This window comes from Pandoraea anapnoica (genome assembly GCF_902459765.1).
In the GTDB taxonomy this organism is placed as follows: domain Bacteria; phylum Pseudomonadota; class Gammaproteobacteria; order Burkholderiales; family Burkholderiaceae; genus Pandoraea; species Pandoraea anapnoica.
This window is the reverse complement of record NZ_CABPSP010000007.1, coordinates 63,778-79,373: the sequence shown is the minus strand read 5'-3', so window position 1 is coordinate 79,373 and position 15,596 is coordinate 63,778. Positions and strand designations below refer to the sequence as shown.

Annotated in this window: 8 protein-coding genes; 2 read left to right on the top strand and 6 right to left on the bottom strand. The window is 56.9% G+C overall.

Features of this window, described 5'->3' with window-relative positions; genetic code table 11:
- Nucleotides 1-35 precede the first annotated feature (35 nt).
- The 6 genes from PAN31117_RS13000 to PAN31117_RS12975 all read right to left on the bottom strand — a co-directional run bounded on the left by PAN31117_RS13000 (nt 36) and on the right by PAN31117_RS12975 (nt 13,196).
- Nucleotides 36-1,391 (bottom strand): TolC family outer membrane protein, encoded by a 1,356-nt coding sequence (locus PAN31117_RS13000; protein ID WP_246189074.1) that lies wholly within the window; start codon nt 1,389-1,391, stop codon nt 36-38.
- A 142-nt stretch (nt 1,392-1,533) separates the two neighbouring features.
- Nucleotides 1,534-8,316 (bottom strand): SPM autocatalytic domain-containing protein, encoded by a 6,783-nt coding sequence (locus PAN31117_RS12995; RefSeq protein WP_150738562.1) that lies wholly within the window; start codon nt 8,314-8,316, stop codon nt 1,534-1,536.
- 33 nt (nt 8,317-8,349) lie between these two features.
- Nucleotides 8,350-8,928: a hypothetical protein gene (locus PAN31117_RS12990; RefSeq protein WP_150738561.1), complete on the bottom strand. Its 579-nt coding sequence runs from the start codon at nt 8,926-8,928 to the stop codon at nt 8,350-8,352.
- A gap of 17 nt (nt 8,929-8,945) precedes the next feature.
- Nucleotides 8,946-9,389 (bottom strand): hypothetical protein, encoded by a 444-nt coding sequence (locus PAN31117_RS12985; protein ID WP_150738560.1) that lies wholly within the window; start codon nt 9,387-9,389, stop codon nt 8,946-8,948.
- Between the two features lie 199 nt (nt 9,390-9,588).
- Nucleotides 9,589-11,016, bottom strand: coding sequence for an HlyD family type I secretion periplasmic adaptor subunit (locus PAN31117_RS12980; RefSeq protein ID WP_150738559.1), 1,428 nt, complete (start codon nt 11,014-11,016; stop codon nt 9,589-9,591).
- Between the two features lie 2 nt (nt 11,017-11,018).
- The gene (locus PAN31117_RS12975) at nt 11,019-13,196 is read right to left on the bottom strand and encodes a type I secretion system permease/ATPase (protein WP_150738558.1); all 2,178 of its coding nucleotides are present in this window, start codon (nt 13,194-13,196) and stop codon (nt 11,019-11,021) included.
- 253 nt (nt 13,197-13,449) lie between these two features.
- Between PAN31117_RS12975 and PAN31117_RS12970 the strand changes: the two genes are divergently transcribed.
- Both PAN31117_RS12970 and PAN31117_RS12965 read left to right on the top strand, forming a co-directional pair.
- Nucleotides 13,450-14,946, top strand: coding sequence for a DNA-3-methyladenine glycosylase 2 family protein (locus PAN31117_RS12970; protein WP_150738693.1), 1,497 nt, complete (start codon nt 13,450-13,452; stop codon nt 14,944-14,946).
- Nucleotides 14,943-15,518, top strand: coding sequence for a methylated-DNA--[protein]-cysteine S-methyltransferase (locus tag PAN31117_RS12965; RefSeq protein ID WP_150738557.1), 576 nt, complete (start codon nt 14,943-14,945; stop codon nt 15,516-15,518). Before PAN31117_RS12970 ends, PAN31117_RS12965 begins: the two co-directional genes overlap by 4 nt.
- Nucleotides 15,519-15,596 lie beyond the last annotated feature (78 nt).

Genomic DNA, 15,596 nt, shown 5'->3' with positions numbered 1-15,596 from the left:
CTCGCGGGGCTTTTGCCTTATACGGGACGTCTTTCTCAAGTGCGCTCGAGCAAGGCACTCGCCGCTGCGATATCCGCCTCGACAAGCGATGCGGTGCTCGCTTTTAGCTTAAGGCTCCCCATCAATACCCGATACCGAGCTTGCGCAAGTTCGCGACGTACGCGGTAGAGCTTGTATTGCGCATTGAGCACATCGACGCTTGGGCGAACATGGTGCTCATACCCGACTTGGTTGGATTCGAGTGCTGTTTGAGCGGACGTTTCCCCGACCTCAAGGGCGGCAATACGCATCAATCCAGTCGTCACGCTCAAATAGGCCTTTTGTGCCTCAAGCCCTGCTACGCGCCGCGCTTCCGTCAGTTCGTCCGACGCCTGTTCGACCAAAGCCAACGCCTCGCGAACCCGACTTTGGACTGAAAATCCGGAGAAAATCGGGATCTGAATCTGAATGCCGACCTGGCTCTCGTCCCTCGCCCCGCTCCAATATGGCGAACCACCATAGCGACTGCGGCGCTCCCGGCTCGCGATCAGGTCAACGCTAGGCATGTGTCCGGCATAAGCTTTGGCTGTCTCCCTTTTCGCAACCTCCATCGCGATGGCACTCAACTGCACAGCATAAGCATAGTGCTCCGCGTGCTCCACCCAGACGCTCGCATCGCTCGGGATCGGCGTTGGCAAAGGGTCTCTGAATTGCGGCATAGCTCCGCGCTGAACTTTCCGACCGATGACTAATGCAAGCGAGCTTTGCTTCAGGTCGATGGCGCCTTGCGCGTCGATTTCATCAGCGATCGCCTGATCGAGGCTGGCCGTAGCTTCATGAACATCAACAATCGTCGCAACACCTAGCGATACGCTGGCTTTCGCTTGGGCCAGTTGCTCGGCAACGGCAACGCGTTGCGCCTTTGCCAGTGACGCAACGTGCTGCGCCTCCAGAAACTCGAGATAGGCCTCTGCGACGCGCAGCATGAGCTCCTGATTAGCCTTTGCAAGCGCTACATCCGCCTTCGTCACCAAGAGAACGCCACGCTGATAGCCATGCCATGCTTCCACGTTGAAAACGGGCTGCTTGAGGGAAATGGTATATCCAGTTGCAATCTGAGCAGTAGGGCCGATCCGGGACGTTCCCGACGACTCCTGCATCGCACGGCCTTGCACTTCGACTGTAGGCAGCCACCTGGCTCTCGCTTGAGGTAGTGCCTCTCGCCCAGCCGCATGGGCTGCCCGAGCGGCAGAAATTCGCGCATCGAAATGCAGTGCCTCGCGATATAGGTTCAACAGATCTGTCGCGAAAGAACATTGGGGTACGGCAGCGCAAAAACACAGGGCCAGACCGCAAAACGCGCGGCCGACCGCACGCCTCGCAAACGACGAGTGCGCATGAAACGTGAACATCATTATTGGAGTTTGAAACTTCGATATCTGAAAGTGAGCGCTTCGATCCAAGACCATCGTTGCGATGCGCAGGCAGATCGAGAAGCGCCGCCGCTCAGGCGACGCTCCGCGAGAACGTTCTGACCAGACTACCCAGCGACTGTCATTGCCAGTTGGCTGCCAGCAACGGCGCGAGTGTCGCGCGATAGTCAGCGGGTAGTGAGGTCTGCCCGGCAGCAGGTGGTGAAAACTCAGCCATCGCGTCCACAAGCAGTTCCACCTGATTTGCCGTCATCGCCCGACCATCAGCCAGCCTGACCTGGTCCAGCCGAAAATCCGGCCCCGAGTACCATTCTCGAATTGTTACGCGGTCTTGTGCCCCCAAAACGCTGATTTCGAGATTGTTACCCTCTCGCTGAAACCAGATCTGATCTCCGTCGAGGTCGGCGCCCATCTGTAAAACGTCGCGTTTGTCCTGCCCCGCGTCATGGTTGAAGATCGCATCGTTACCGGAACCTCTTCCAAAGAGGTAGGTGTCCGATCCCGCGCCTCCTATCAAATAGTCGTTTCCGGCACCACCGTCCAACCAGTCGTCTCCATCCCCCCCGAGGATACGGTTATCGCCCGCGTTGCCAACTAAACGGTTGGCTAGCGCATTACCCGTGGCATTGATCGAGGCTGTCCCCGTCAAACTGAGGTTCTCCACGTGATCGCCCAGCGTAAAGGATACTGACGAAAGCACCGTGTCTGCCCCCTCACCTTCGCGCTCCAACACACGATCCGACGTATCATCGACGATGTAGACGTCATTCCCTTTTCCACCGACCAATACATCCGCACCGGCCCCGCCGTCCAACATATTGGCGGCGTCATTTCCCGTAATGCGGTTCACCTTGGCGTTGCCCGTCCCGTTGATTGCCGCGTCGCCGATCAACTCCAACGCCTCGACTTCGTCTGGCAGCGTGTAGCTGATGCTCGCCTTCACGGTATCGAAGCCCCCACCCGCATGTTCTGTGACGATGTCACCTGCGTCATCGACGAAGTAGGTATCGTCGCCGGTCCGGCCCTCCATGACATCAGCACCCGCACGGCCATCGAGAATATTCCCTCCCGCGTCGCCAACGAGCGTGTCGTTGCCACTGCTGCCCGATATGTGGACGTTCGGCTGCAACGTGTCGTGTTGCCCGAAAATGAAGTTCCTCTCGGAAAGAAACGCCTGATTGACGCCACGAAGCGTGATGTACTGCGTTCCGGAAGCCATTGGCCCGAGGAAGACACGTAAGAATTGCTGGCCGGCAATGACAACGTTACTAAACGTCAGATCCTTGAACGACGAGACTGCTCGAATTTTCGAAAGATCGATCTTCTCTCCAAAATTGAAGGGTTCGAAGTCGTCGATCAGGTTTTTCATCAGGCCATTCGATGCCGTTGGACTTCGATCTTCAACGACCACAAAGCGATCAGCGCCTTGCCCCCCAGCAACGGCAGCTCCGGTAAGCGAGCCTCCTTGAAACGTCAGACTCGGCGCGAACAAGTCGCCGTCGGCGAATTCCGCTAGCCCCTGATCTCCCTCAAGATAGAGGATGTCGTCACCGGCATCGCCGTTGAGATAGTCCAACCCCTCGTCACCCCACAAGATGTCATTGCCGGGGCCACCACGAACGACATCGTTGCCTGCGCCGCCGTGAAGGACGTCGTTTCCGCCAACGAGACCATCGGTCGAACGCTCGCCAACCAGCACGTCATTTCCTGCACCCCCGAAAATGATGTCGTTTCCACTTCCACCGAAAACGCGATCGTCTCCGTCACCAGCCCAGTAGTTCACCCCGTTATCCGGCAAAACCGCTTCGCTTTCCGACGAGTCATTTCCGAAGGCAAACATCCTGCCATTAACGATATCCGCAACGCGCAGTCCCTCTTCCATCGTCAGGAAATCGCCGGCTGACAGCTGACTCGCATTGATGTTCTTCAGAATTAGTGTTTGCCCGTCAGGCAATCCGATATGGGCGTCCGCTTCCATCTGGGTGAACGTGAGACGCGTGAAGATGTCGGTACCCAGCGCCGACAAAACGATGCGATCTTCTCCGACGGAGAAATCGGTGATCGTGTCGTTCGAACCCGAAGCATGTTCGACCACGAAGAAATCCGGGCCGGTGCCGCCCGTAAGCGTATCGTTACCGCTTCCACCGAATAGGATGTCCCATCCTCCGTTGCCGTTGAGCGTATCGTTGCCCTGTCCCCCGACAAGAACGTTGGCGTTGTCATTGCCAATCAAGACGTCGTCAGACTCACCGCCGATGACGTTGGCGAAGTTAGCCGAGTTTTGGATGGTTAGCGCTTTGCCTGCGATGGTGCCATTTCCCGCAAAAAGGTCGATCCGGCTCCCGCTTGATACGGCCGCAACATTGATTGTGTTGATACCGCCATTGCCATCCTCAAGGACGTCACGACCATTTCCTGTGACATCGGCGAATTCATCGGTGTAGACATACTGATCATTTGCTGTGCCCTGTCGTCCCATGGCATTCATGCTCCAATCGATCAAGACGCCTGTGTCGCCCGAAGCGGCATCGATAACCTGCAGCGTCCAATCGCCGTCAGCAGGCTCCCCCCGATGCCGCGCGGACCCGAATACGAAATCGAGCATATTGGAGTCCCCGAAACTGGAATCCCCTCGGGATGTGGCGTCGCCCGGTACGAGCCCAGGACGATCCATCAAAATCGACTCAGTGCCCGACGGTGAAATCAATTTGATAATCAAATCGCCCGGACGAGCGTGCGTGAGACGGACCCGCACTTCTACGTGCTCGGTCGTTGCGCCGACCCCGGACATGCGCAACGTGTTTTTGATCCCGGCCATATCCCCATCTGGAATGGCGCGCATACCGCCAACGGACGTAGGACTCTTGATCGCCCCGTAAAGATTTCCCGCGGTCTGCTGATCAATCCAGTTTTCGGCTAGACGAACGGCCGCCCGCGCATCGACTTGTCCATAACCGTAGTCGTGACTGACATGCATGCCGCCACCGTTCCACCGGGTGGCGCCGTTGGTCTGCCAATCTGTGTTGGGGTCATCAACCTTGCGCGCCGTGAGTGCGAGAATTTCCTGCACGTCGCGATAGCCCAAGCGAGGATTCGCTTCCAACATTAAAGCGACGATGCCCGACACGATTGGCGTTGCGAAACTGGTGCCTTGAACCGTTTTTGCGTCGGATCCGAACGTAGAGCCGTTAGCGTTCTGCTGCAAACTTGATGTCGAAGTGACGTTCGATCCCGGTGCGCTGACAAGGATGCTCGCCCCGCGCGACGAAAAAGGCTGTTCGCTAACCTGCGCCAGACCGAGATCCGTCTTCGCATTGATTGCGCCGACAATAATGCTCGAACGGGAATTGGAAAGACTGCTGTAATTTGCATTTCCGCCCTTCGCACGATCATTGCCTGCGGCCATCACTATTACCGTGCCAAGACCTTCGCGCCCGTGGTTGAGGGCGTCTGCATACTCTCGCGACAACGCACCGATTTCAGCCCGATCGAATTTCAAGCTGAAGCGCTCGCTCGATCCCCAACTGTGGTTTACCACGTCGTACTCTTTCATGCGGGCCAGCGACGACATGTCTTTGGCCGCAAGCCAATGCCCCCCCAAAGTTGCGCCATATGCCACACCGACGCCACCGGTGCCGTTTCGCGCGGCCACCATAACCCCCGCTACCAGCGTCGCATGTTCCGAGATTTTTCCGTCGTCTCCGGCCCCTGCCTGTCGCTCTGGAGAGGCTTGCGCCAGCCATTCCGAATCGATGTTGTCTTTCAGATCGCTATGGCGATAGTCAAGGATTTCCTTGCTGGTACCAAATGAGCCGTTGGTTTCGAATTGCCCGATGCGCACCCCTTTACCGCTGTAGTCCTTCCATACTGGAAGAATGTTCGCATCTCCCAAATACCATTGATCGGTGACGAGTTCATCCGATGGCAAATCCGTCGTCTTCAGAAATACGGCGGCCTTGGCGGCTGCAGCCTCACCCGTGCTGATTTGCGTGATTGTGGCCGCGGGATTGCCTTTGGCGTCGGCCACCGTGTACTTGAAACTCATAATGCCGCTGAACGTGGCATCCGGCGTGAAGACAACGTCACCGGCATCCGTCAATGCAACGGTTCCGCCAACGGCTTCCATCACCGACGAAATCTGCAACGAATCGCCTTGAAAATCGATATCGTTGGCAAGCAACTGCTCTTTTGCGATCAGATGAATGCCGTTGCGCTCAAGTCGCTTGCCGTGCTTGTCTTGCGTCAGAACGTCTTTCACCGGCATCGGATTTTCCAATCCAACGCCACTACTGCTCGGAATGTCTACTAACGTGATATCGGAGAAGTTCGCCTTCTCGACGTTCTTTACGAAGTCCGTGCCGTCGCGCCCGGCGACCGTATCGCTGATCCAGATGCCACTTTCACCCGGCGTGATGCGGTATTCGGAATAGCGACCGGACAGCTCGATGATGTCGACCCCCTCGCCACCATCGATGATGTCGTCGCCACCGCCCCCTCGAAGGACGTCATTGCCCGCGCCGCCAAAAAGCGAGTCATCGTCTGCACCACCATCCAGATAGTCGTCGCCCGCGCCACCATGTAAACGATCACGACCGCGATGTCCCCGGATAACATCGTTGCCACTGCCGCCGTCGATGACGTCATCGCCATCGTCTCCCGAAAGGGCATCGTTGCCCGCCCCGCCGACAATGATGTCGTCGCCCGCGCCGCCTGAAATGAATACGCTGCTTCGTCCACCGCCGACGAGCACATCGTTTCCTCGCCCGCCCTGCACGATCTCGACTTCGCTTTGCGCCAGATCGAGCATGACGCCCCGCTCACCGACAACATGCACGATGTCGGTGCCACTGCCACCATTGACGAAGACGTCGTCGGCGTCGATCAGCAGGACATCGTCGCCGTCGCCACCTTCGAGACGGTCGGCACCCGCGCCTCCGGCCAGCCAGTTGTTGCCCGCATCGCCTTTCAGGACGTCGTTACCTTTGCCACCAACGCCGTTGCTGACGCCTTTTTGGGCCACGTCGATCGTCTCTCCCGCCTCGTCACCTGCGACGTAGGCGCTGCCGGGCCGAGCCCGAGCATCTCCACCGGCATCGGTTTGAACGATCGTGCCACTGCCGCTTGGCGTAAAGGTGCTGCCGTTGGGACTGACCAGCAAGTTCGCCGCCACAGCTTCCTTCGTCAGGCCATGCTGAACGAACGTCCCACGCGCCAGAATCTCGTTCCCGTCGCGAACTTCGCCACTTTGTTTCTCCGATGTGAGCGCGATACTCGTAATGCCGAGCTCGTCTAAGCCTTTGAGTTCACTTTCCTCGCCAGTGTCGAACTGACCGTTCCCGTTCGTATCAATCCAGCTTTGGCCGTTGTGATCGGCGTCTACCCAGACCTTGACCTGCTGCCAGGCCTCGTCTCGCTGATCGAATACGCCATCGCTGTTGCTGTCGAGACTCTTGAGGGCAGCAAATCCATCCGTAAAGCGCTTTTCTCCCGACGCGCCCTCCGTTCCGGCGGCCCCTGCAAAGTATTCCGAGAGGACTTCGGACATATTGTCGATCTTGCCGTTACCGTTTCGATCGAGAACTACGATGCCGTCCTCTGGGGATACCCAGCCGGTCTGCTCAAGGCTTCCGCCATCGTTATCGGCATCAAACCATACGGGTGCGCTCACGTAATCCGTGAGCTTCACGCCGTCGCCGTTGAGGTCGAGAACCAAAGGGTCGGTGGGCACAGCTTTGCTCGCCCAATCGCCAATGCTGTTGATGATTGCCCCGTTGACGCCATTCAAGACGCTATTGCCTTCTTGCAACGACACGCGGTCAATAACGGGGTCTGCTACGTTTCCGTTACCCGGTCGCCAGCCATCGGCAAGGATGCGTGTCGATGCCGTAGACACAGTGTTGCCGATAAAACCGCCAGCAAACTGATCGCGGTTGAGTTTGTCAGCGTCCGAGCGAATGTCCCAGCCGCCGCCGCCGGTGACAAAGCCGTCTTCGACGCGTTGCGCTTGTGCGTCGAAATCACCGGCGCCTTCGTTCGCGGTTTGACGCTCGGGCTTGATCGTGAGGTCGAAGTCGTTGCGCACTTCGGACAGCACCGGGCGATTGATGACCTGCCCTTCATGGATCAAGTCGGGGTGTGTGATTTGCGGGTTTGCCTGCAAATAGGCCTCGACGGTGACGCCGTCACGTGCAGCGAGCTGCCAGAGGTTTTCGCCCTTTTTGACTGTGTAGTTGTGATCTGAGCTAACCGCATCGGCATCGCGCGTCAAGCTCCAGCGGTCACCGATGACCTCGATGCGGCCGTCCGGCGTTTGTCGAGCTACGTCGATAGATGTGGCGTCGTGGGGGCTCGCGATCGGTTTGAAAACTGTGGCTGCCTCAGATATTGGGGTAGTGCCCCCCGGCGTAAGCACTCGCGGCGTATCCTGAAGACTGAATTCGATTCGCGCGACACCCAAGTCGAGAATGGCGTTTTTGCCTGAGGATTCGACGAGTTCGTTCCAGACGTGTTCAGAAGCCCATTTTTCTCCGAAATACACGCCTACGGCGGCACCTCCGATCCGGCCAATCCACCTTGTTGCTCCCCGAGTAGGAAGGAGCCCTCCAAGCGTTCCGAAAATCATCGCGCCCGACCCACCTACCAATGTTCCCCCGACAATTTTAAAAAGCGCCTCGCCCACTAAATTGGCATCCCCCTCCCCGAAACCCATACCGATCTGGAGAGTATTTCCGAGATTTCCGACCAACCAGATCTTCGCACCAGGTATTTTCGCTGCAAGCTTTGCCTGAGCATCCCCTGATTTCAATGCGTTCGCTAGAGCATCCTGCATTCCCTGCGTAAATGCCGTCATGCTCGAATCAAAAACCAACTGAACAATTTTCGTTTCCTGCTTTTCCTGACTCATCCTCAACCTCGAACATTTAATTGATAAAAATTCTCACCAAACTTTCAACCAATAACCCCCCTTAGAAAATAAAAAAAGTTCAATCACTTTCATCAATGTCGCCACCCAAACCCCGATAATCATGAGATAAGGAAAAAATCCAAAAAAAAGAAGTGTTTCCCTTGATCTCCAAAAATCAGACATCCCCCCACCTTTGTAACCCCACGCAAACCAAGCCCATGAAAACCAGACACCCAAACAACAAAGAAATAAATCTCGAACAACTCCAATCCTCCCGCGCCTCTCCAACTCCTCCCTTCCGAATCCCGATTTTAGTTTTAAGATGCAATAAATAATTCCAGAAGGAACAAAAACAACAAGACTCGAAATCATGCTGGCATGATAAAAAATCACAAAATCAGGATCCTTTGATTCGACTGGAACCAGCAGCATTTTTGGAGCAACTTGCAAAACAAACTCAGCCCATGACCTCACGGCGCACGACATCATTACTTCGCCTGGAACAAAGACTGTGAGAATTGACGAAATCGCGACTGGACCGCCAAAGAAAAATACCGAAAAGCAATAATCAGATAACGAGTACTTATGATCACTTCCAGCATCCTCAATCAACCCATCCTCCTCTCAATTCAAACGACATTAACAATCCTCAATAAAACCATCACCTCAAAAAAAACAACCACTGCTCCATTTAGTGAAAACAACAAACCCAGATGGTATATAACAGCAGCAAATGCCAAGCTATACCTTGAGTACCAAAGCGCTACTCCTCGACCATCGCCATACCCCATTCGAAATATTCCAACCGCCATGACAACCATCAAGGTCGCGCAAACTGACAATTTCAGGATCTTCCAAACTGAGATATCTCCTCGTCCCTCCCGATGTTCGGTTGCCCGATGCTTCAGAGAAATAAGTGCAACAGGGATTAACAACACAACATCTACCGCCAACATCATTGCGTGATAAAACACAACAATCTGAGGATTTCTTGACTGCTCGGGAACGTCCAACAATCTTGGGAAGAATTTCAGCAACTGCTCGACCCCCCTTCTTATCCAATCGCGACTCATAATATCCTCCGGCGTTGCAAACGCTATGACCGTAGAAAAAAACACCGGGAGAACCAACAAGAAAAGCAGAAAAACAAGATTATCAACGCCAAGTTTTTTGATATAAACCCCACTTTGTGAATCACATTTAAATTAAATTTCATTAATCAATAAATCATCCACACATCGACAGCACACCCAAACTCAATAAAAATTAAAATTACCTCTCCCCGAAACTCTCATTCTTATACCGCATCAACGGACTCAAAAAATACTCAATCAATCTTCTCTTCCCCGTCTTTATCTCGGACGTCACAGACATCCCGGGCGACAGCTTCACTATTCGGCCATCGACATCGATCGTCGATCTCGACAATTTGATCTTCATCGCGTAAATCAAACCGCGTTTCTCATCCTGAATCGCATCACTGGAAATGCTGGTGACCGTTGCCGGAATCGTTCCGTATTTTGTGTACTGAAATGTCTCCACCTTGATCTCGACGTCTTGGCCGACTTTGACAAAGCCAACGTCCTTGTTCTCAAGGAACGCTTCAACCTCCACTGGGTTATCTCTGGGAACAATCGCCATCAGCGCCTGCGCCGGAGTGACAACGCCGCCGACCGTGTGGATCGCGAGCTGCTGAACGGAGCCATCAACGGGGGCCACAAGTTGCATCTGTCGGACACGTGTCTCCGACTTGATTCGTTCGCTTTCCAGCGCTGCAACTTTTTGTAATCCTTCGTTGAGCGCATCGAGATGAAGGCGTCGTGTCTCAGCGGTCAATGCCGCTCGTTGTCGCTTCACCTCTTGTTTTGCCGCTTCGATCTCCCGCAATCTGCCGCGTTGCGCGGCCAGATCGGCCTCCTGCTCGATTCGGAACTGCTCCTTTTCGAGATAGCTATGCCGAGAAACGAACTTTTTATCCGCCAACGCCTGCAGATCCCGCGCCCGCTGCGCTGCAATCGGGGCCGTCTGCTCCAGCTTCCCGATCAAGGCACGTGTTGATTGCGCCTCCTGTGTTCGGCGAGCCATTTCGGCATCGATGCGGGACAGTTGAGCGTCGTACTCGGAAAACTGTCCTGCCAAATACTTCTGAGCCTCGAACGTCTGAGCAGCCGAAGCTTCGGCAGGCGCAATCAACGTCCCGACTCGCCCCTCATCCAACGCATTCAACATCGCCCGCGCGCGGGCAACCTGTAGTTGCGAGAGGATCAGATCATTGGCAATGCGCTCGTTGTCCGCGTTTGCTTCAGTGGCATCCAGGTCAATGAGAATGTCTCCCGCCCGAACCTCGTCGCCGTCGCGAACGTGAATCCGGGAGACGATGGCGGCTTCCATCGGCTGAATAATCTTGGTGCGGTCACTCGGCATTAACTTGCCGGGCGCCGTCGCCACGACATCGATTTTTCCGAACACTGCCCACAACACGGTGAGCAACGCTAACGCAAGCAGAAGCCACATCGTGACCCTTGGCAGCGCCGATACCGGCTTTTCCCGTAACGCCAACGCCGCAGGCAGAAAATCGGCTTCATGCGGCAGGAAGCGCGCGGCATCGTTTTCCGTGCGGTGCTTCCATGCATGTAGAAAGACGTCTCGATATCGCCGCCACAGGTCGACAAGAGCACCGGTTCGTAAGCCATCAAACATCGTCAACCTCGCTGCATGCAGTGCAACTTCGTGTAGATGCCTTCGGGATTTCGCAATAGGTCTTCGTGTGCACCAACCTCCACGATCCTTCCTCGCTCCATCACAACGATTCGATTCGCGCCCCGTACCGCAGACAATCGATGCGCCACGATGAGAACGGTGCGCCCCTGACAAATCGCCCGCATATTGTTTTGAATGACGCGCTCCGACTCGTAGTCGAGTGCACTCGTCGCTTCATCGAAAATCAGAATCCGGGGATCGGCCATCAGGGCACGCGCAATTGCGATGCGCTGCCGTTGCCCGCCGGAGAGCGTCGCGCCATGTTCCCCGACCAGCGTGTCATATCCTTCAGGTAACTCTGTGATGAACTCATGGGCACCCGCCAGCGCCGCGATGCGCATCACCTTGGATAGCGAGGCGCCTGGCGTTACAAGTGAAATGTTTTCGCGCACGGTGCCGTTGAACAGAACGCTCTCCTGAAGCACAACACCGACCTGTCGGCGTAATGAAGACGCATCAATCAGCGCCAAATCGACGCCGTCGACCATTACCCGGCCACTCTCGGGAACGTGTAGGCGCTGGATGAGCTTTGTCGGCGTGCTTTTGCCTGAACCGGATCGTCCAACAATGCCAATGACCTCTCCTGGCCGAACATCCAGATCGATGGCCTTGATCACCTCAGGTGAATCGGAGCGGTACCGAAAGGTCGTGCGCTCGAAGCGAACGGCTCCGCGTATTGCGGGTAGCACGCTCTTGGCACCTGATGCCTCGGTTTTGGCGTTGAGAATGTCGCCCAATCGCTGAACGGATATCCCCGTCTGCTGAAAATCCGTCCACATTTGAGCCAACCGCATCACCGGGGTGGCGACATGTCCGGCCAGCATGTTGAAAGCAATCAATTGCCCAACAGTCATATCGGCTTCGATCACTTGCTTGGCACCGACGTACATCGTGGCCACCGTCACGATTTTGCTCACCAGCGACACGCCGCTGTTCGCGACGGTACCCACCATCGCGGTTCGGAAACTCGATGTAATGTAAGCAGCGAGCTGCTTGTCCCATTTCCGCATCCATTGCGGTTCGACGGCCAGCGCTTTGACCGTCTGGATCCCACTGATCGTCTCGACCAGAAACGCTTGATTTTCCGCCCCTCGATTGAACTTCTCGTTCAACAGGGAACGCAGCGGCGGGGTGAAAACAAGTGTCAACGCGATATAGCAGGGCAGCGATCCGACGACGATCCATGTCAACGTCACGCTGTAATGAAACATCACTGCGAGAAAGGCCACCGAAAACAGCAGGTCAAGGACCAAAGTGACAGCATTCCCGGCAAGGAACGCCCGGATGTTCTCCAGCTCACGCACGCGTGCGACGGAATCGCCAACACGTCTCGCCTGGAAGTAGCCAAGAGGAAGACTCAGAAGATGCCTGAATAGCCGGGCACCGAGCTCAACGTCAATCCGACTGCTGGTATGGGAAAACACATAGGTGCGAAGCGCGGTCAGTACGACCTCAAAAATCACGACCACCAGCAAGCCTATTGCGATCACGTCAAGCGTACTCAAGCCACGATGGACTAGCACCTTGTCCATGACCACTTGAAAGAACATCGGTGTCGCCAAGGCAAACAACTGCAAGACGAAGGACACGAGCATGACCTCGGCAAGCAGACGCCTGTATTTAACAATGGCGGGGATAAACCACGAAAAGTCGAATTTCGCCATGTCCCCGGCCAACGAGGCGCGCGACGCGAAAACGATTAATTCGCCGGTGGTTTGCTCCGAAAACTCAGCGAGCGCCAACGTTTGAGGACAGTTTTGGCTCGGATCTTGAATCAATACCTTGACGCCGTCACACCGCGCCAAAACGAGAGATGTCCCATCATTCGTGAAAGCGATTGCGGGCAACGGGGTCTGCGCGAAGCGGTCTGACGTCGGTTTGACTGCCTTTGCTTTTAGCCCGAGTTGTTTCGCGGCAAGAAGAATTGCGTCTTTTGTTAGCGGGCGCCCATCCACGGAGTATTGATGGCTTATCTGTGCGGCATCGACAGACAGATCATGGAATCGGGCAACCAACACAAGTGAAGCTAAGCCCGAATCAAAGGGGGCATTCGCTTCGGATTCAGCCCTGTCGATCTCGTTTTCTGGCGGTGATTCGGGCGTTGGACATGGTGTCGGCATGACAGTTGATCGACATTCCGCACCCGGACGCGGCCTTTCATGGGTCGGGGTTCGGAACTTTTCGAAACGCGGTTTGAAAGAGGCGCCGAAGTTACCGAAAACAAAAATGAACCACTTTCGTTTTTGGACCAAAGACTATTGATTGAGGCAATCGATCTCACTTGGCACCGAAGACCTTGATGTCCGAAAATGACTAGCCGGACGTCCGGCTCGCGCGTAGAGTGACACCATGTTTTCCCCTTCCCCGAACACCATGAAGCTCGATCCCGATGTCTGCTACAAAGCAGTCTCAGCACGCGACCGACGCTTCGACGGCTGGTTCTTCGTCGGCGTCTCCTCGACCGGCATTTACTGCCGTCCGGTCTGCAACGTTCGCACACCTCGCTTCGAAAACTGCTCGTTCTACGGTAGCGCCGCCGCCGCAGAAAAAGCCGGATACCGTCCGTGCCTCAAATGTCGCCCCGAACTCGCGCCCGGCGGTGCACGCTTCGACGCCTCCCGCGAACTCGCCGACGCAGCCGCCGCCATGATCGACGAAGGCTTCCTTAATCACGCCCCTCTCCCCGATCTCGCCGCCCGTATCGGTATCACGGAGCGCCACCTGCGACGCATCTTCGCCGACGAATTCGGTGTCTCCCCCGTCGAATACGCGCAGACGCAGCGACTGCTGCTCGCCAAACGTCTGCTCACCGATACCGCGCTGCCCGTGACGGAGGTGGCGCTTGCCGCTGGCTTCGGTAGCGTCAGACGCTTCAACGGGCTCTTCAAGTCGCGCTATGGCTTCGCCCCCGGACGCCTGCGCCTGAGCGCGCACAACACCCGAATGGCCACCATTCCCGACGGCGATCTGGTCTTTCAACTCGCCTATCGCCCACCCCTCGCATGGCACGCCCTCCTCGACTTTCTCGGCGACCGCGCCATCGACGGCGTCGAGTCCCGTGAAGGCGACGTCTATACCCGCACCCTGAGCCTTCAACGGCAAGACGGGCAGACCGTCGCAGGCTGGTGTCGCATCTCGCCGCTCACGAATCGCCACGCTTTACAGGTGACACTCCCGCCCGCCCTCGCAGGCAGCGTGCCGCAAGTGCTCGGCAAACTACGTCATCTATTCGACCTCGGTGCGCGCCCCGATGTCATCGATGCCCACCTCGGCCCCCTCGCCCTCGCCACGCCCGGCCTTCGCGTGCCCGGGACGGTGGACGGCTTCGAGATCGCCGTGCGCGCCATCGTCGGCCAGCAAATCACCGTCAAGGGCGCACGTCGTCTGCTCGGGCGACTCGCCGAGCGATTCGGCACGCCACTGCCGACACCCGTCCACGGTCTGACGCACACGTTCCCAAGTGCCGCACAAATGCTCGCCGTACCCGTCGATGCTCTCGGCGAAGCCGGTATCATTCGAAGTCGCATCGCCGCAATTCACGGTGTTGCCCAGGCGATTGTCGACGGCAAGCTACGGCTCGATCCGCTCGCACCGCTCGACGCGACGATGGCGTCGCTTCTCGCCATCAAAGGCGTCGGCCCGTGGACAGCGCAATACATTGCGATGCGCGCCCTTGGCTCGCCCGACGCCATGCCGGTGGACGATCTGGTGCTGCGTCAGGCGCTTGGCGTACCCAACGGCCGTGCCGTCGCGACTCGCGCCGCCCAATGGGCGCCGTGGCGCGCGTACGCCGCATTGCACGTCTGGCGTGCTGCGGCACAAGGACCGGCTGGCCAGCCGGTCATGAATTTGCAGGAGGTGGTTGCATGACCCGTACGACGACACATTACGAAGCCTTTTACGACAGCCCGCTGGGTCAGATGCTGATCGTCGCCAACGGCGACGCGCTGACCGGCGTCTATTTCACCCAGCAGAAGTACTTCCCCGGAGACGGCGAAACGCGTCGCGACGGCGCAGGCATCAAGGTGCTCGACGCCGCAAAGGAACAGCTCGACGAGTATTTCCACGACGGACGCCGTCTGTTCGAACTGGACCTCGCACCGGACGGCACACCGTTTCAGAAAAGCGTCTGGGACGAACTGCGCCGCATCCCGTTCGGTGAGACGCGCAGCTACGGCGATCTCGCCCATTCGCTTGGCGATGCGAACAAGTCGCGCGCCGTGGGCGCCGCCAACGGGCGTAATCCGATAACGCTGATCGTGCCCTGCCACCGGGTGATCGGCGCAGACGGCACGCTGACGGGCTACGCAGGCGGCGTAGAGCGTAAGCTTGCCCTGCTCTCCCTCGAAGGCGCAGCACTCGCCCCCGTCATTGGCGCTAGCGCCGCCACGACGCGTCATACGCGCCTCTCCGCCCCGGCGAATCTCGCGTTCGACTTCTAATTCCGCGTCAAACGCTGTCGGCACACCGCCCGTTTGGCACTGGCTCATCGATGGCGATACCCCCTATCGCCATCGGAG